This is a genomic window from Nonomuraea sp. NPDC050404 (genome assembly GCF_040655495.1).
Lineage (GTDB): Bacteria > Actinomycetota > Actinomycetes > Streptosporangiales > Streptosporangiaceae > Nonomuraea.
The window spans coordinates 79,407-95,498 of sequence record NZ_JBFAKB010000003.1 but is presented as its reverse complement, the minus strand read 5'-3'; the positions used below and the strand labels follow the sequence as shown (position 1 = coordinate 95,498).

Below are 16,092 nucleotides of genomic sequence, written 5' to 3'. Positions count from 1 at the left end.
TCATCGACGGGAAGCGGGCTCGGGAGCCGGTCGCAGGCTGCCGGGCTGGGCTTTCTCGTCGGGGAACACCCACTTCCTGAACGCCCAGAAGCGGAAGACCATGGCGACGAGCGTGCCGATGATCTGCGCGCTCACGAAGTCGGCGATCTCCTGGGTCACCAGGCTCACGTCCGGGGTCTCCAGGCCGAACACGTACCTGGAGATCCATAGTGGTGCGGAGCTGAGCACCAGGCCGATGCCACTGACCAGGAAGAACAGTGCCGCCTCGTGGCGGCGCTCGCGGCCGCCCCTGGCACGGAACGACCATTCGCGGTTCAACACGTAGGACACGATCGTGGCCACCAGCACCGCGATGATCTTCGCGGTCACCGGTTTCGGTTCCAGGAAGGTCAGCTTCAGCCCGTAGAACACCACGTTGTCCACCAGGAACGTTGTTCCGCCCACCACCGCGAACTTCAGCAGCTCACGGTGCTTGAGGGCGAGCGTGTACAGCGGTTCTGGCAGCCTTGCGAGTACTGCTTTTGCCGTTCGGAGCATCCCTGATCTTTGCAGCACATGTGACAAACCAGACACCGGCCCCGGGGATGGCATCTGATCGATTCGGTGCTCTAACGAGTGACAGAAGCGAAGGGAAGAACGCCATGACCATCCTCATCGCCTATGACGGCTCGGCCGACTCGCGCGCCGCCATCGAGTTCGCCGCCAAGCACCTCACCGCCGAGCCCACGGTCGTCGTGACGGTGTGGGAGCCGCTGCTCGTCCAGCTCAAGAAGTACCCGCTGGCCGCCGGTGCGATCGACCCGAACACCGAGGACGAGGCGCAGGCCCAGGCCGAGCAGCACGCCCGCGAGGGGGCGGAGCTGGCGGTGGCCGCGGGGCTGGCGGACGTGACCTACCGGGCGGTGGCCGACAATGAGTCGATCTGGCGGACGATCGTGGACGTGGCCGACGAGATCGACGCCTCGCTGATCGTCACGGGTTCGCGCGGCCTGGCGGGGGTGAGGTCGGTGCTGCTCGGCAGCGTCTCCAACCACGTGTTGCACCACGCCCACCGGCCCACCCTCATCGTGCCGCCGGCGAAGAACCCTCCGGCTGCGCACAACTGACGCAACCCTTCTGAGGCGGGCAGATCCGGGTGTCGATGCGCCGCGCGCCCGGCCCCTCCTCGCCCAGCCGGTCGTGCGGGTTGGCCACGGGGCACCGGTCCAGCGACAGGCAGCCGCAGCCGATGCATTCTGTCAGGTCGTCGCGCAGCCGCTGGAGCTGCTCGATCCGGTCGTCCAGCTCGCTCTGCCAGGCCGCCGACAGCTTGGCCCAGTCGTCCCGCGTCGGGGTGCGTTCGTTCGGCAGCTCGGCCAGGGCGTCCTTGATGATCTTCAGCGGGATGCCGATGCGCTGCGCCAGCCTGATGAAGGCCACCCTGCGCAGGCTGTCACGCGGGTAGCGGCGCTGGTTGCCGGCCGTGCGCCGGCTGGTGATCAGGCCCTTGGCCTCGTAGAAGTGCAGGGCGGAGACGGCGACGCCGCTTCGCTCGGCGAGCTGGCCGACCGTCAGTTCTTTGGAGTTCCAGGCGACCGTGGTCATACCTGGAGCTTACTTGAGGATCCGTACGGAGGGGCCTGATCGTTCTATGGTGGTCGGTATGACGGACACGATCCCCACTGAGTTCGAGGTGCTGGACGAGCGGTTCGCCGGGATCGGCGGAGACAAACGGGTCGAGATCCTGCACACCGGTACGCGCTGGGCGGAGGGCCCCGTGTACTTCCCGGCCGGCAGGTTCCTGGTCTGGAGCGACATCCCCAACGAGCGGATGTTGCGCTGGGACGAGATGACCGGCGCGGTGGGCCCGTTCCGGCAGCCGTCCGGCTACACCAACGGCAACACGCTCGACCGCGAGGGCCGGCTGATCTCCTGCGAGCACGGCAACCGCCGGGTGACCAGGACCGAGCACGACGGCTCGATCACGGTGATCGCCGACCGGTGGCAGGGCAAGCGGTTCAACAGTCCCAACGACGTGGTCGTACGCTCCGACGGCTCCATCTGGTTCACCGATCCGCCGTACGGGCTGCTCAGCGACTACGAGGGCTACGCCGCCGAGCAGGAGATCGACGGTTGTCACGTCTACCGGGCCGACCCGGTGACGGGCGAGGTGCGGATCGTGGCCGACGACTTCGTCCGGCCCAACGGCCTGGCCTTCTCGCTGGACGAGCGGCTGCTCTACGTCGCCGACACGCAGGCCGGCCTGCTGCGGGTCTTCGAGGTGGGCGACGACGGCACGCTGGGCGGCGGCAAGACCTTCGCCGAGGGCCGTGACCAGGACCACTACGACGGCCTGCGGCTCGATGACACCGGCCGGATCTGGACGGCGGCCGGCAAGGGAGTGCTCTGCTACGACCCCGACGGCACCCTCATCGGCCGGCTCAAACTGCCCGAGTCCACGGCGAACCTGGTGTTCGGCGGGCTCAAGCGCAACCGCATGTTCATCACCGCCACGACGTCCCTCTACTCCCTGCTGACCAACGTCACCGGCGCGCCCCCGGTCTGGGCCGCGCGGTAGTCCGCCCCTCATTCCCAGCGGAACAGCCGCACGGCCAGCCCACCGAAGATGACCAGCCCGGCGGCCACCACCACCAGGTGCATGAGCTGCGGCGGGTGCCCCGCCCATGTGTCCTTGAGCGCCTGGGCGAACGGCCCCGCCACGGAATAGTCGCTGACCGTCCGCAGCGCGTCCGGCATGATCTCGCGCGGCACCCAGATCCCACCCAGGAACATCAGCGGGAACATCACCGCGGACCCGATCCCGGGCGCGGACTTGGCGTTCGGCGCCAGGGCGGCGATCACCAGCCCGAGCGCCATCAGCGCGGCGCTGCCGAGCAGGAAGACCAGGACGAACCCCGCCCACTGCCGCGGCGGCGCGCTGCCGAACGCCAGCCAGGCGACCACGATCAGCAGCGCCGTGGACACGGCCCCGACCGCCAGGTTGATCAGGAGTTGCACGCCCAGCAGCCGCGAGGGATGCACGGGAGTGGTCGACATCCGCCGCAACACCCCTTGCTGCCGGTACGTGGCCATCACCGCGGGCAACACGCTGCACGACAGCGTCAGCAGCGCGAGCAGCGCCATGCTGCTCGGCATGTGCGTGTCCACGATCCGCTCACCGGATTCCTGCTGCTCGGTGAACCCGGGAATGCTGAACCCCAGCACGACCAGCAGCCCCACCGGCAGCCCGATGGTGAACAACATGCTGGGCCAGTCACGCAGGTGCAGCTTGGTCTCCAACAGCAGCAACTTCATGACAACTTCCTTCCGGTGAGCGCGAGGAACGCGTCGTCGAGGGTGGCCTGCTCGATGCGCAGGTCAGTGGGCACGATCTGGCGATCGGCCAGGGCGAGGGTGACGGCGGGGGCCAGGTTGCCCGTGCCGGTCACCACGATCTGGTCGCCGTTCCTGCTGACCTCCCGCACTTCGGGCAGGGCCAGCAGCACGTCGTCGGCCACGGGCGCGGTCGGCCGGAACCGCAGCCGCTGGTCCCCGCCCACCTGGGCGATCAGCCCGGCGGGCGTGTCGGTGGCGACCACCTTGCCCGCGTCGATGAGCGCGAGCCGGTCGCAGAGCCGCTCGGCCTCCTCCATGAAGTGGGTGACCAGCACGATCGTCACGCCGGAGTCGCGTACCTGCTCGACCAGCGCCCAGGTGTCCCTGCGGGCCTGCGGGTCCAGGCCGGTGGTCAGCTCGTCCAGCACCGCCACGCGCGGCCGGCCCACCAGGGCCAGCGCCACGGACAGCCGCTGGCGCTGGCCGCCGGACAAGTTCTTGAACAGGGTGTCGTGCTTGCCGGCCAGGCCGACGCGCTCCAGCAGCTCCTGCCAGTTCGCGGGGTCGGGGTAGAAGGAGGCGTACAGGTCCATGGCCTCCCAGACCTTGATCTTCTCCGGCAGCTCCGCGCTCTGCAGCTGCATGCCGAGCACCTCGCGCAGCTCATCCCGCTGTGCCCGCGGATCCAGCCCGGCCACCCGTACGGTGCCGCCGTCGTGCTTGCGCAGCCCGGCCACGCACTCCACGGTGGTGGTCTTGCCGGCGCCGTTCGGGCCGAGGATGCCGAAGATCTCCCCCTCGGCCACCTCGAACGAGACGTCCTCGACCGCCAGGTGGTTCGGGTACTGCTTGCGCAGATTCCTGACCTCGATCATTTTCATGCCAACGACGCTAAAGATTCCTGATCTGTCGCGAAATCGGGCTGGATGCCGGGCAAGGGTGTACTTAGGTGCAGTGACCGGCGCCGTCCCCGTGGCGCAAACTGGGGACATGCTGCAAAGGTATGGACAGGTCGCGCTGCTGCTGGCGCTGCTCCTCGCGCAGATCCCCGTGATCGTCGCGTCGGCGGCCATGCTCGCCCTGTCCTTCGTGCTGGGCCTGATCTTCCTGTTCCCGCCGAAGGTGCGGATGGTCAGGAGGCTCGCCGAGCTGAACCGGCGGCTGATGGGGGAGTGGACGGGGATCGAGGTCGAGCGGCCGTACCTGCCCGCGCCCCCGCCTCCGGTGCCGGAGGCCAACGGGATGTACCGCTCGGAGCGCACGCTGTACAAGACGCCCCGCGTACCGGCCTGGAACAACCGGTGGAGGTGGATGGTCGGGGACCCCGCGACCTGGCGTGACGACCTCTGGCTGCTGCTCGACCCGGCGGTGAAGGTGGCGCTGCTGCCGGGGTTCGTCGTGGTGCCCGGGCGGACCCTGCGCGTGTACGCCCACTGGAGCGACCTGCTGCTCGGCTCGACCGCCGCCAGCCGCCTGGCCGGCCAGGTCAGCCACCTGCGGCGGACCCGCAACCTGGCCGCAGACTCCCAGGCGGCCGAGATGCGCAGGATCGAGCGCGACCTGCACGACGGCACGCAGGCCAGGCTCGTGGCGATCGGCATGACGCTCGGCGCGGTCGATCAGCTCGTCGAGACCGACCCCAAGGCGGCCAGGGCGCTGCTGACCAAGGCCAGGGACGCCTCCGCCGAGACGCTCACGGAGCTGCGCAGGGTCATCCGGGGCATCCATCCGCCCGTGCTGGCCGAGCGCGGGCTCACCGACGCCGTACGAGCGCTGGCCATGGACAGCCCGCTGCAGGTCACGGTCACCGTGGACCTGCGGGAGCGGGCCGAGTCGCCGGTGGAGGCGGCGGTGTACTTCGCGGTCAGCGAACTGCTGTCCAACGCCGCCCGGCACAGCGACGCGGGCACCGCGACGGTGGACATCAGCCACCACGGCCCCAACCTGCGCATCACGGTCACCGACGACGGCCTCGGCGGCGCCGACCCGGCCAAGGGCAGCGGCCTGACGGGCATCGAGCGGCGGCTGGCCGCCTTCGACGGGGTGCTCGTGGTGCACAGCCCGCCGGGCGGCCCGACGACCATCACCATGGACCTGCCCAGCGCGCTGCCCCACGACCCGGCGGGCAAGCTGCCCCGCTGGAAGACGATCACGATCGCGCTCCTGTGGGCCACGGCCTGGTGCCCCACGTTCCCGCAGGGAGTCGTGCCCGCGATCTTCAAGGTCTTCGGGGTGGAGGAGAGGGCCTGGTTCCTGGCCCTGCACCTGCCGCAGGCCTGGCAGTGGCCGGTGATCGGGGCCATGATCGCACTGGGGGTCGCCATGTACGTCATGGCCCACCAGATCCGGGCCAACCATGACCCGGGGCCCTTCGTGGACAAGGTCGCCCCGACGAGATACTGGTGCCCATGAGCCGCGTACTGATCGCCGAAGACCTCTACCTGCTCAGAGACGGCCTGGTCCACCTGCTCCAGGCGCACGGCTTCACGGTGGTCGCGGCCGTGGAGAGCGGCCCCGAGCTGCTCAAGGGGCTGCTGGAGCTGCGTCCCGACGTCTCGATCGTGGACGTGCGGCTGCCGCCCACCTTCACCGACGAGGGCCTTCAGGCCGCGCTCGCGGCCAGGAAGAAGCTGTCCGGGCTGCCCATCCTCGTCCTGTCCCAGCACGTCGAGCAGCTCTACGCCCGCGAACTGCTGGCCGACGGCTCGGGCGGGATCGGCTACCTGCTCAAGGACCGGGTGCTCAACGCCGAGCAGTTCGTGGACGCCGTACGCAGGGTGGCCGCCGGCGGCACCGCCATGGACCCGGAGGTCATCGCCAAGCTGCTGGCCAAGAACGCCCGCGACGAGCCGCTGGCCCGGCTGACGCCGCGCGAGCGGGAGGTGCTGGAGGCCATGGCGGAGGGCCGTTCCAACAACGCGATCTCACAGCGCCTCTTCCTGAGCGAGAGCGCGGTGGCCAAGCACACGGCCTCCATCTTCAGCAAACTCGGCTTGGCCCCTTCCGACGACGACAATCGCCGCGTCCTGGCCGTGCTCGCCTACCTCAACAACCGCTGACCTCGCGAACGGGGGTGAGTTGTCGGTGGCACCGGCTATTTTTCATAGAGGCACGGTGCGACGAAGAGGTGGTATCAGGTGAAAATCCGGGTTAACCGCGATGTTCTGGCAGACGCGGTGGCATGGGCTGCCCGAATCCTGCCCAGCCGCCCCGTGGTGCCCGTCTTGTCCGGGCTGCTGCTGGAGGCGGGTGAAGAGGTCACGCTGTCCGCGTTCGACTACGACGTCTCCGCGCGGGCCGCGATCGACGCCGAGGTGGCGGAGGAGGGCCGGGTGCTGATTCCCGGCCGGGTGCTGGCCGAGATCAGCAGGAGCCTGCCCGCCGATGACGTCGAGATCGTCACCGAGGGACAGGAAGCGGTGCTGACCTGCGGGAGCGCCGAGTTCGGGCTGATCACAATGCCGGTCGAGGACTTCCCGACCATGCCCGCGATGCCACCGATCATCGGCGCCGTCGGCGGTGGCGTGTTCGCCTCGGCCGTCGCCCAGGCGGCGCCGGCCGCCAGCCGCGACGAGACGCTGCCGATGCTCACCGGCATCAGGGTCGACATCGAGGGCGAGGCGGTGGCCATGGCGGCGACCGACCGCTACCGCATCGCCGCCCGCGACTTCACCTGGCGCCCGGTCAGCCCCGACGTCGCCGTCTCCGCGATGGTTCCGGCGCGGGTGCTGGTCGAGGTGGCCAAGTCGCTGCGTGGGGGCGAGGTCTCGGTCGCGATGGGCGACGGGGTGGCCGGGTTCGAGAGCGTGGGGCGCAGCACGACCGTGCGGCTGCTCGACGAGCAGTTCATCGACTACCGGGCCCGGCTGACCTCGGACTGGTCGATCAGGGCCGACGTGGGGGTGGCGCCGTTCGTGAACGCCATCAAGCGGGTGGCCCTGGTGGCCGAGCGCAACACCGCGATCCGGCTCTCCTTCAGCCAGGGGCAGGTGCTGATCCAGGCCGGCGGGGGCGACATCGGGCGGGGCACCGAGGTGGTCCCGTGCGAGTTGCGCGGCGAGGACATCCAGATCGCCTTCCAGTCGCAGTTCCTGCTCGACGGGCTGACGGGCATCGAGAGCGAGACGGCCCGCATCAACATGGAGTCGCCCACCAGGCCCGCCCTCATCCAGGACGTGCCGGGCGACGCCAATCCGGTGTTCCGCTACCTGGTGATGTCGCTGCGCCAGACCTGACGCCTGGGCGTTCACCTGGGGTTGTCGCCGCGCCGGACTGGCGGCGGCGTGCGCTTTATCTGGTGTTGTCGCCGCGCGCCACCTGGTGCTCGGCGACCAGCCGGAAGACCCTCTTGAACTCCGCGTACGCCTGCTCGCCCACGACCTGCGCGTGCCCCGCCTCCAGGTCGGCGAGTATGGCGTCCGACTTGGCCATCTGATCGCGCCCCTTCTCGGTGGGCACGATCAGCTTGGCCCGGCGGTCGGCCGGATCGGGCTGCCGCCGCACGTACCCGAGCTCGACCAGCTCATCGATCAGCGTGCCGATGACCTGCTTGTGCCGCCCCGACCGCGTGGCCAGGTCGGTGGCCCTGCTGCCGTTTTCGTCCAGGTAGGCCAGCACCGCGCCGTGCCGCGGACGCAGGGCGGGATGCCCCTGCTCGGCGAGCCTGGTGAACAGCTCCCGCTGGAGGCTGAACAACGTCCTGCCGGACAGGACGCCGAGATCCGGATCCTCCCGCTCGCGGCCGCTGCTGCGCACGCTTGCCCGGGGCTCAGGAGTCGGTGAGCGCGATGAGGATGTGCTCCATGCAGGCGTGTCCCGCCCGCTCGGCCGCCGCCGCGTCGCCGGCCGCGATGGCCCGGGCGATCGCGTCGTGCGGGATGTAGCTCTTGTTGAGCGAGGTTCCCGCGGCGGTGATGCTGGCCCGCAGTGCCGCGGAGAAGTCCTCGTACAGGTCGATGAGCACCAGGTTGTGCGTGGCGTGCGCGACCGCCATGTGGAAGGCCAGGTCGGCCTCGACGAAGAAGTCGGGGTCGTCCAGCTCCCAGGCCCGCTCCCGCTCGGCCAGCGCCGCCTCGATGTGCCTGATGTCCTCGTCGGTACGCCGGGTGGCGGCCAGGCGGGCCGACTCGACCTCCAGCGCACGGCGTACTTCAAGGATTTCGAGCTGCTCGGCCTGGCGCAGCCGTCGCAACATCGCGCCGGACAGCTCGCTGGTGGCCCGGACGTAAGTGCCGTCCCCCTGACGGCACTCCAGCAGCCCGGCGTGCGTGAGCGCGCGTACGGCCTCTCGAACGGTGTTGCGACCCACCCCGAGTTGCTCGGCGAGCACGGTCTCGGTCGGGATCTTGCCGTTCATCGGCCACGACCCTGATGTGATCTGCTCCTTGAGCTGATCGATCACCTGGTCGACGAGCGAAGCCCGCTGCGCCGTACGCAGACTCACAGTCCGCCTCCTCCGGGGAAACCAGTCATCCCATGAGTCAATGACTGGTAGACCCTAATTATTCCAGACTCAAAAGGCCAAATCTGGAGCTCCCGGAGGTTCAGCGAGTAACTGTGGCGTCAATCGTCACCCCCGCCATGGCGGAGCGAACTCCGGCAGCTTCGAGGGCCTTACGATATGCGGCGGTCTGTTGTGCTTTGGACCCGACCCTTCCGTACAGGTCGCCCAACTCACGCCAGCAGCGGGCGGCCTGGCGGTCGGTGCCGAACACCGGACGGTCGAGCGTGTCCAGCAGTTCGTGCGCGTTGCGCAGGTGCGCGGAGGCGTCGTCCGCCCGGTCGAGCGCGACCGTGGCCAGCACGAGGTGCCCCTCGGCCGCGGTCGTGCCGGAACGGTCGTGCGAGAGCCCCAGCGCCGTCACGGCCAGCTCACCCGCGCCTGCGCGGTCGCCGGCGCGCAGCTTGACCCGCGCGTGCACGATCAGGCTCTCGCCGTGCTCCCGCAGCGTGCCGGAGAACGCCGAGAACGCCTTGACCGCGCCGGAGACGAGCCGCTCGGCCTCTTCGAGCGGGGCCGTGCTCATCCTGGACCAGTGCATGGCGGTCCTGGCAAGCTGCAACGCGAGCCGGGCCGGGCGGCCCGCCATGATCGCGTCGTCGGCCAGGCGCACGGCCAGCGCCGAGTCCTCGCCCGCGGCGGCCGCCGCACTCGCGTGCCACAGGGCCTGGATCTCTCCGGAACGGTCCACAACTTCAGGCACGCCATTCGTGTCCAGCACACGCCTGACGTAAGCCAGCCCGGGGGAATCGCTCTCCCGCTCGCCACGCGCCTCGATCAGCGCGGCGGCCAGATCGGTGGCGAGCTCGCCCTGCGTGATGGACAGCCGCTGCGCCTGCCCCAGCGCGGAGGCGGCCAGGTCACGGGCCCGCAGCCGGTCGCCCGCCCGCTGGTAGCAGCGGCTCAGCGCGATGGTGAGCGGAAGGTCGGCCAGCCGCTCGGGGTGAGCCGCGGCCTCCCTGCGCAGGCGTTCGAACGCCTCCACCGCCTGACCCAGCCTGCCCTGGGCCTCAAGCGCGCGTGCCCTGCCGAACCGCGCCTGCGCGGTCAGCATGGCGTTCTCCTCGTCGGCCGCCTTCACGATCTCCGTGAAGCGGTCGGCCGCGATGGACGGGTCACCGTGCTGCAGTTCGAGCTCGGCGTGACGCAGCCCTAGCTCGGTGTCGATGCGCTGCCGAGGCTCGATCCCGTGAAGGAGGAACTCGGTCGTGCATCCCAGGCGTTCGGCCAGAAGCCGCGCCACCACAGGAGTCGGCGTGCGCTTACCCGACTCAATGAGCGAGACATAACTGTCAGACAGGTCGGGTCCGGCCAGTTGGGCCTGGGACATCCGCCTGTTCAGCCGCAGTCCTCGGACGCGGTCACCGATGGTTCCCTGACTCGGCATCTCATCTCTCAAGGCGGGGAAGGGTCAACAACACGCAATGATTGCATGAAGTAGCCGAATCTGGTATCCCCGCGTGAAATATTAACCACGCCGAGATTAATCGTCGCTGTCGTCCTTGCCGGGGAAAAGCATCTGACAGACCTCGAGGTACAGGGTTTCCGGATACGGAATGTACTCGACTGTTGACAGAGCCTGATCCTGACCGGCTGACTCGAGGATGAACTCACCGTAACCGAGCATGCGCCCAAGCAGAGATCTTTGGAAACTCATGTCGGTGACCTTGCCCAATGGCATCATCGCGACCTTGCGGGTGATGAGACCCGTGGTCAGCAACATCCGCTTTGAAGTCACCACAAAGTAATCGACCGACCACTCCGCGACTTTCCATACAAAACGGATCAGAAGCAGGAGCCACAACCACCACACGACTACCAGCGCCGTGCCGCCCGCCTCACCGCCGCCGAAGAACCTGCTGAGAAGTCCGGCGATGATCAAGCCGCCGAGAACCTCGGCGACCGGGCGCAGCAGAATGGCGGGATGCCGCCGCACCATGATGACCTGTTGCTCGTGGGGGAGGAGGTAGCGGTTGACCGACGATGGAGCGGAGTCCCCGTGGGTCACAAGTCTCATGAGAGGTTGTTCACAAACTGAGCCAGCGAGTCGGCCGCGTTGAACACTGTGTCGAACGCCCCTCTCACCGCGTCCGCGGCGTCAGCTGGTCGCGCGAACAGGTAGTACGCAACAAATGCGATACCACCGTATGTGAGGACCTTTTTGACCTGCACCGTCGCCTCCGTGCCACTTACCCACTCCACCCGCCGTATACATTACCCACCTGGCTGCCGGGGTAAAGGTAACTTGGCAGGATAGTTCGGATCTTGCTTACCCACGCTCGCTGGCCACCAGGGCCAGCACGTGAAGATGCTTGCGCGCGATGCGTTCGACCAGGCTCGGATGGGCGTAGCCGGTGACCTCCAGCGCGCCGTAGTGCGCCGCTTCGACGCAGCGCGTTACGGTGGTCGCGGAGTGGACGCCGGCGAACTCGTCGCACAGCACCGTCTCGACGTCCGCGTACGGAGCCGGGTCCGCCTCGGTGTGATCGCTCATCGTGCTCCCCCACGCGCATGCGGAAGTTGCCTTCCTATCTCTTCGTACCCACTCAACCACAGTATGTAACTAAGCAGTGACTGGGTGTGACGAGAAATGGGCTTTTCAGACTGGCACCGGGAAACGAATTTCGGACGGAGCACTCTGGCGCGCCACAGAGAGAGGGGCCACTGAGGCGGCGCTCGTGGGCGCGGGCTTCCACGAGGCGCTCGGATGGCGCCGCAGGGCGAGACGGGGCGCACATGCGGCACCGTTAAGCCGGATGAGGCGTCCACGCGCTTTCAGAAGACGTGTTCAGACGACTGAGACGGCGCGGTTCGGACGACTGAGACGGCGCGGTTCGGACGACTTGAGATGGCGCGGTGCGGACGACTTGAGATGGCGCGGTCAGACGACGCCGTAGAGGCGGTCGCCTGCGTCGCCGAGGCCCGGCACGATGTAGCCGTGCTCGTTGAGCCGCTCGTCCAGCGCAGCCGTGACCACGCGGATCGGCTTGCCGGAGTTGGCGAACACCTTGTCCATGTGGGCCAGGCCCTCGGGCGCGGCCAGCAGGCACAGGGCCGTGACGTCCACCGCGCCCCTGTCGAACAGGAACTGCACGGCCGCGGCCAGCGTGCCGCCGGTGGCCAGCATCGGGTCCACCACATAACACTGCCGCCCCGACAGGTCGTCGGGCAGCCGCGTGGCGTAGGTCTCCGCCTGCAGCGTCGACTCGTTGCGGATCATGCCGAGGAATCCGACCTCGGCCGTGGGCAGCAGCCTGGTCATGCCGTCGAGCATGCCCAGCCCGGCCCGCAGAATGGGCACGACCAGCGGGTACGGCTTGGCGAGCCGGACACCGGTGGCCGTGGACACCGGCGTCTCCACGGTGACCCCGGTGACGCGCACGTCGCGGGTGGCCTCGTACGCGAGCAGCGTCACCAGCTCGTCGGCGAGCCGGCGGAAGGTCGGCGAGTCGGTGCGGACATCGCGCAGCGTGGTGAGCTTGTGCGCCACGAGCGGATGATCGACGACGAGGGTCTCCATGGGACACCACGCTATCTCCTGACACATGCTGCTGAGGACTCCCGATCCGGGACTGCCCGCACATACCGCTGAACACCCCTCACCTGGGACGTTCACCCTTGGCGAACCTCAGAACGAACTCCCGTACGGACACGGACCCCGGGACGGCCTTCCGCACGGACACCGACTCCCGCACGGACACCGGCTTCGGGACGGACTTCCGTACAGGCTGGACTGCGGGACGGACTTCCGTACAGGCTGGACTGCGGGACGGACTCCCGTACGGGCTGGGACTCCAAGACAGACGCGCGCCCGCCTGGACGGACGTGGGCTCCGGGGCGGACATGGGGCTGGATATCGGGACGGACCCCAGCGATCACTCGCGATCATGGAACGTGACAGCCGACCCCCGCCCCTCAGATCTTTGGTTTTGATCACAATTTGGTCGGAGGGGCACACAGCTAGTGGTCGCTTCTGGAACGATTGGGTGCTGGTGATATCTGTCGTGTCAGAAGTCGGGTGGGGATGGCGATGACAGACGAGGACGCTCTTGACTTCGCCATCGTGGTGTATCGCGAGGACGACCGCTGGGACGCCGAGCTACTGCCGGTGACCCTGACGAAGGACCTGCACGGGCTCATCCATGCCCTGAAGCAGCAGCCGAGCGAGAGCGGCACGATCGGGCTGGTCGCCGTCGGCGATGAGTTCTTCGTGGCGCTGCGGGTCCTGGCGGACCGGGTCGACGTCTTCCTGTCGGACATCGCCGCCTCGTGGGACTTTCCGCTGGCGCGTCAGGTCCTGCAATATCTCGACGTGCCCGTGCCGGACGAGGAGGAGCTCGACGAGATCCTCCAGGACGAGGAGACCGTGCTCCCCGCCGGAGATCTGTCGATCTTCGCTGATCTCGGGTTGGACGAGATGGAGCTGGGCATCCTCTCCGGCGACATAGATCTGCTGCCCGAAGACGTACTGTCCAGCGTCGCCGCACGACTCGGCTTCTCCGAGCCGTTCGAGCGTGCCATCGAATCGGTCTTCGGCTGACCCCCCTGGAGCGCGGACATGGCGTCCAACACCTTTTCTGCGGCCTTTGTCAGGACTTCCGACGGCTGGAGCGGCGCCGAAGTCGATCTCGGACACGCCGAGATCGTCGACGACCTTGGTGACACGGTCATGGAGACACTGGGCCTGTCCGGTGATGAGCTGGCCCTGCTGTGCGTCGAGGTCGAGGACGAATGGTTCGCCATCGCCCGATACCGGGGCGAGGACGAGCCGCGCGTGTTCCTCTCCGATGTGCACGCGGTTGCTTCCGACAATCTGGGCGAGTTGTTCGCCGAGTTCGCCGGCGTGGCGCCCGACAAGGAGAACAACGGTCTCGGCGTGCGCCCGGCCGGCGATTTCGAGCTGCTCAACGACCTGGGCGTGAGCTCGGACGAGCTGATCGAGCTGAGCATGGAGGAGGGCATGCTGCCCGCCGACATCCTCTCGGTGATCGCCGAGCGCCTGTCGTTCGCCGACGAACTCGACCGGCTGCGCTGACCCGGCTGTGACTTACGAAACGGTGGCCCGGCGGTGACTCACGAAGGGGCCATGCGGGTGGCTCTGGAGGAGGCCGTCGCGGCCGGCGACAGGGGCGAGATCCCCGTGGGGGCAGTGGTGCTCGGCCCGGAGGGCGAGGTGTTGTCCGCGGCCGGCAACGACCGCGAGTCCGCCGCCGACCCCACCGCCCACGCCGAGATCCTCGCACTGCGCGAGGCGGCCGCCGCCTGCGGGGAGTGGCGCCTGAGCGGCTGCACGCTCGTGGTGACGCTGGAGCCCTGCACGATGTGCGCGGGAGCCGCCGTGCTGGCCAGGGTGGATCGCATCGTGTACGGCGCCACGGACGAGAAGGGCGGGGCCGTGGGCTCGCTCTGGGACGTCGTACGCGACCGCCGCCTCAACCATCGACCCGAGGTCATCATGGGTGTGCTGGGCGCGGAGTGCGGTGCCGTACTAAAGCGGTTCTTCGCCACTCGCAGAATCCGGTAAGCTCGTCCGCGGTGGTGTCGCCTAGTGGCCGAGGGCGCACGCCTCGAAAGCGTGTGATGGGGCAACTCATCCGTGGGTTCAAATCCCACCACCACCGCCACCCTGAGGGGGCCTCCGACCGGTTCGGAGGCCCCTTCAGTCGTTCACGCACCAGCCCGAGCCGCGGAGAAGCCTGCGCGTTTGATAACCGTAACCGTCGTCGTCGGAGCATTCCGGGAAACGATGTTGGAAAGCTCCGGCCGCGACAACCTGGCACGAGAAAAGGGAGCCGCGATTCGCGACTCCCTTTTTCCTTTCTCAGTTGGGCAGTTCCAGGACCCTGGCGTGCAGGATCGATCGTTGGTGTAGTGCCGCGCGCAGCGCGCGGTGCAGCCCGTCCTCCAGATAGAGCTCGCCCTCCCACTGCACCACGTGCGGGAAAAGATCCCCGTAGAAGGTGGAGTCGGCGGCGAGCAGCGAGTGCAGGTCCAGCATGGCCTTCGTGGTGATCAACGAGTCGAGCCGGACCTGCCTTGGAGGAATCTGCGCCCACTCTCGGCTCGTCAGATTGTGGTCGGGATAAGGGCGTCCGTCGCCGACTAGCTTGAAGATCACCCCACCGATTTTAGGAGAGAATCCGATTCCTCGCGCTATGGATCAAGTCAACCGGCCGGTTTCCAAACCCTCCCCCGGAAACCGCGCTTGCTATATCCCGCCGGAGAACGTGTCGCACCGCTCGGGATCGCCGCTGTCGTACCCGGTGCTGAACCACTTCTCCCGCTGCCGCGAGGTGCCGTGCGTGAAGGCGTCGGGCGTGACGCGGCCCTGCGTGCGTCGCTGGATGCTGTCGTCCCCGACCGCCGCGGCCGCGCTGAGCGCCTGGTCGATGTCGGTCTGCGAGAACGGCTGGTCGTAGAAGCCGGTCTTGACCGCGTTGTGCGCCCAGACCCCGGCGTAGCAGTCGGCCTGGAGTTCGAGGCGTACGGACGGGCTGTCGGCGCCCGGACGGTTGCCGCGGCCGACCCTGTTCATGGTGCCGAGGAGGTTCTGCACGTGGTGGCCGTACTCGTGGGCGACCACATAAGCCTGTGCGAACGGCCCGCCATCGGCCCCGAAATCGCGCTGGAGCGTGTCGAAGAACGTCAGGTCCAGGTAGACCTTGCGGTCGGGCGGGCAGTAGAACGGTCCCACGGCGGAGTCGGCCGCGCCGCACCCGGTGTTGACCGCCTGGGAGAACAGCACGGTCTTGGCCGGTGTGTACGCCTTGCGCCCGCGCTCCTGGAACGCCTGCCGCCAGTAGGACTGGATGCTGTTGACCGTACCGACGATGCGGCAGTCCTCGGACTGGTCGGCGTCGGCGCCGGTCTTGCAGCGTTCGGCCAGGTTGCCGCTCGTGTCCGGCGAGGGAGGGGCCTGCGGTTGTTGTCCACCGCCCTGCTGCCCGCCCTCGTCGCCGGAGAAGGGTGAAGGGACGACCCCGAACAGGAACATCCCCGCCACCGCCAGGACCAGCAGCAGGCAGCCGCCGCCGCGGCCACCGATGGGCAACATGCAGCCCCCGCCCGGCAGCCCGCCGAACCCGCCACCGCCGCCCCGGCCCGGCCGCGGGCCCGAGGCGCGTACGTCCTCCACCTGCGACGGATCCAGTGGCTTGTCCTCGTCGAACTGCATCGCTCCTCCCGAAGCAGTTCTCCCCCGTAGCGGAGTGAATACGCACAGCGACGGAAAGCGGAGTGATATTTGGGGATTAGTCCGCTAATCTCCGCCTATGACG

At 68.4% G+C, this 16,092-nt stretch carries 20 protein-coding genes and 1 tRNA gene; 9 read left to right on the top strand and 12 right to left on the bottom strand.

Features of this window, described 5'->3' with window-relative positions; genetic code table 11:
* Complete coding sequence (locus AB0I81_RS08810; protein ID WP_360652355.1) at positions 1-537, bottom strand: GtrA family protein; 537 nt, start codon at positions 535-537, stop codon at positions 1-3.
* Between the two features lie 104 nt (positions 538-641).
* Here AB0I81_RS08810 and AB0I81_RS08805 point away from each other — a divergent pair, with 104 nt between their 5' ends.
* Positions 642-1,106, top strand: a complete 465-nt coding sequence (locus AB0I81_RS08805; protein WP_360652352.1) for a universal stress protein — start codon at positions 642-644, stop codon at positions 1,104-1,106.
* Here AB0I81_RS08805 and soxR read toward each other — a convergent pair.
* Positions 1,063-1,584 carry a redox-sensitive transcriptional activator SoxR gene (gene soxR / locus AB0I81_RS08800; protein WP_360652349.1) on the bottom strand — a complete coding sequence of 174 codons (522 nt, stop codon included), beginning with the start codon at positions 1,582-1,584 and terminating at the stop codon, positions 1,063-1,065. The genes AB0I81_RS08805 and soxR overlap by 44 nt on opposite strands.
* Positions 1,585-1,642: 58 nt before the next feature.
* On the opposite strand from soxR, the gene AB0I81_RS08795 reads away from it, so the two are divergent.
* On the top strand, positions 1,643-2,557 hold the full coding sequence (locus tag AB0I81_RS08795) for an SMP-30/gluconolactonase/LRE family protein (protein WP_360652346.1): 915 nt from the start codon (positions 1,643-1,645) through the stop codon (positions 2,555-2,557).
* A gap of 8 nt (positions 2,558-2,565) precedes the next feature.
* Here the strand turns inward: AB0I81_RS08795 and AB0I81_RS08790 are convergent, their stop codons facing one another.
* On the bottom strand, positions 2,566-3,294 hold the full coding sequence (locus tag AB0I81_RS08790) for an ABC transporter permease (RefSeq protein WP_360652343.1): 729 nt from the start codon (positions 3,292-3,294) through the stop codon (positions 2,566-2,568).
* Positions 3,291-4,196: an ABC transporter ATP-binding protein gene (locus AB0I81_RS08785; protein WP_360652340.1), complete on the bottom strand. Its 906-nt coding sequence runs from the start codon at positions 4,194-4,196 to the stop codon at positions 3,291-3,293. The genes AB0I81_RS08790 and AB0I81_RS08785 overlap by 4 nt, the downstream gene beginning before the upstream one ends.
* Before the next feature lie 109 nt (positions 4,197-4,305).
* Here AB0I81_RS08785 and AB0I81_RS08780 point away from each other — a divergent pair, with 109 nt between their 5' ends.
* The 3 genes from AB0I81_RS08780 (at position 4,306) to dnaN (ending at position 7,550) form a co-directional block, all read left to right on the top strand.
* A complete protein-coding gene (locus tag AB0I81_RS08780; protein ID WP_360652337.1) occupies positions 4,306-5,727 on the top strand; it encodes a histidine kinase in 1,422 nt (473 codons plus the stop codon).
* The gene (locus AB0I81_RS08775) at positions 5,724-6,374 is read left to right on the top strand and encodes a response regulator transcription factor (protein WP_360652334.1); all 651 of its coding nucleotides are present in this window, start codon (positions 5,724-5,726) and stop codon (positions 6,372-6,374) included. The genes AB0I81_RS08780 and AB0I81_RS08775 overlap by 4 nt, the downstream gene beginning before the upstream one ends.
* Positions 6,375-6,452: 78 nt before the next feature.
* Positions 6,453-7,550: a DNA polymerase III subunit beta gene (gene dnaN, locus AB0I81_RS08770; protein WP_360652331.1), complete on the top strand. Its 1,098-nt coding sequence runs from the start codon at positions 6,453-6,455 to the stop codon at positions 7,548-7,550.
* A 55-nt stretch (positions 7,551-7,605) separates the two neighbouring features.
* Here dnaN and AB0I81_RS08765 read toward each other — a convergent pair whose 3' ends face one another.
* The 6 genes from AB0I81_RS08765 to upp all read right to left on the bottom strand — a co-directional run bounded on the left by AB0I81_RS08765 (position 7,606) and on the right by upp (position 12,335).
* A complete protein-coding gene (locus tag AB0I81_RS08765; protein WP_360652328.1) occupies positions 7,606-8,070 on the bottom strand; it encodes a MarR family transcriptional regulator in 465 nt (154 codons plus the stop codon).
* Between the two features lie 13 nt (positions 8,071-8,083).
* Complete coding sequence (locus tag AB0I81_RS08760) at positions 8,084-8,758, bottom strand: FadR/GntR family transcriptional regulator (protein ID WP_360652325.1); 675 nt, start codon at positions 8,756-8,758, stop codon at positions 8,084-8,086.
* Between the two features lie 100 nt (positions 8,759-8,858).
* Positions 8,859-10,202 (bottom strand): helix-turn-helix transcriptional regulator, encoded by a 1,344-nt coding sequence (locus tag AB0I81_RS08755; RefSeq protein ID WP_360652322.1) that lies wholly within the window; start codon positions 10,200-10,202, stop codon positions 8,859-8,861.
* 96 nt (positions 10,203-10,298) lie between these two features.
* A complete protein-coding gene (locus AB0I81_RS08750; RefSeq protein WP_360652319.1) occupies positions 10,299-10,832 on the bottom strand; it encodes a PH domain-containing protein in 534 nt (177 codons plus the stop codon).
* A 252-nt stretch (positions 10,833-11,084) separates the two neighbouring features.
* The gene (locus AB0I81_RS08745; RefSeq protein ID WP_360652315.1) at positions 11,085-11,309 is read right to left on the bottom strand and encodes a hypothetical protein; all 225 of its coding nucleotides are present in this window, start codon (positions 11,307-11,309) and stop codon (positions 11,085-11,087) included.
* 387 nt (positions 11,310-11,696) lie between these two features.
* A complete protein-coding gene (gene upp / locus AB0I81_RS08740; RefSeq protein ID WP_360652312.1) occupies positions 11,697-12,335 on the bottom strand; it encodes a uracil phosphoribosyltransferase in 639 nt (212 codons plus the stop codon).
* A gap of 510 nt (positions 12,336-12,845) precedes the next feature.
* Between upp and AB0I81_RS08735 the strand changes: the two genes are divergently transcribed.
* The 4 genes from AB0I81_RS08735 (at position 12,846) to AB0I81_RS08720 (ending at position 14,439) form a co-directional block, all read left to right on the top strand.
* Entirely contained in the window at positions 12,846-13,355 is a 510-nt protein-coding gene (locus AB0I81_RS08735; RefSeq protein WP_360652309.1) for a tRNA adenosine deaminase-associated protein, read from the top strand.
* 18 nt (positions 13,356-13,373) lie between these two features.
* Positions 13,374-13,850, top strand: a complete 477-nt coding sequence (locus AB0I81_RS08730; RefSeq protein WP_360652306.1) for a tRNA adenosine deaminase-associated protein — start codon at positions 13,374-13,376, stop codon at positions 13,848-13,850.
* 33 nt (positions 13,851-13,883) lie between these two features.
* A complete protein-coding gene (tadA, locus tag AB0I81_RS08725) occupies positions 13,884-14,339 on the top strand; it encodes a tRNA adenosine(34) deaminase TadA (RefSeq protein ID WP_360652303.1) in 456 nt (151 codons plus the stop codon).
* A gap of 10 nt (positions 14,340-14,349) precedes the next feature.
* A tRNA-Ser gene (locus AB0I81_RS08720) sits at positions 14,350-14,439 on the top strand.
* 197 nt (positions 14,440-14,636) lie between these two features.
* Here the strand turns inward: AB0I81_RS08720 and AB0I81_RS08715 are convergent.
* Together AB0I81_RS08715 and AB0I81_RS08710 are read right to left on the bottom strand one after the other, a co-directional pair.
* Positions 14,637-14,933 carry a type II toxin-antitoxin system VapB family antitoxin gene (locus AB0I81_RS08715; protein WP_360652300.1) on the bottom strand — a complete coding sequence of 99 codons (297 nt, stop codon included), beginning with the start codon at positions 14,931-14,933 and terminating at the stop codon, positions 14,637-14,639.
* A gap of 90 nt (positions 14,934-15,023) precedes the next feature.
* On the bottom strand, positions 15,024-15,989 hold the full coding sequence (locus AB0I81_RS08710) for a neutral zinc metallopeptidase (RefSeq protein ID WP_360652297.1): 966 nt from the start codon (positions 15,987-15,989) through the stop codon (positions 15,024-15,026).
* Positions 15,990-16,092 lie beyond the last annotated feature (103 nt).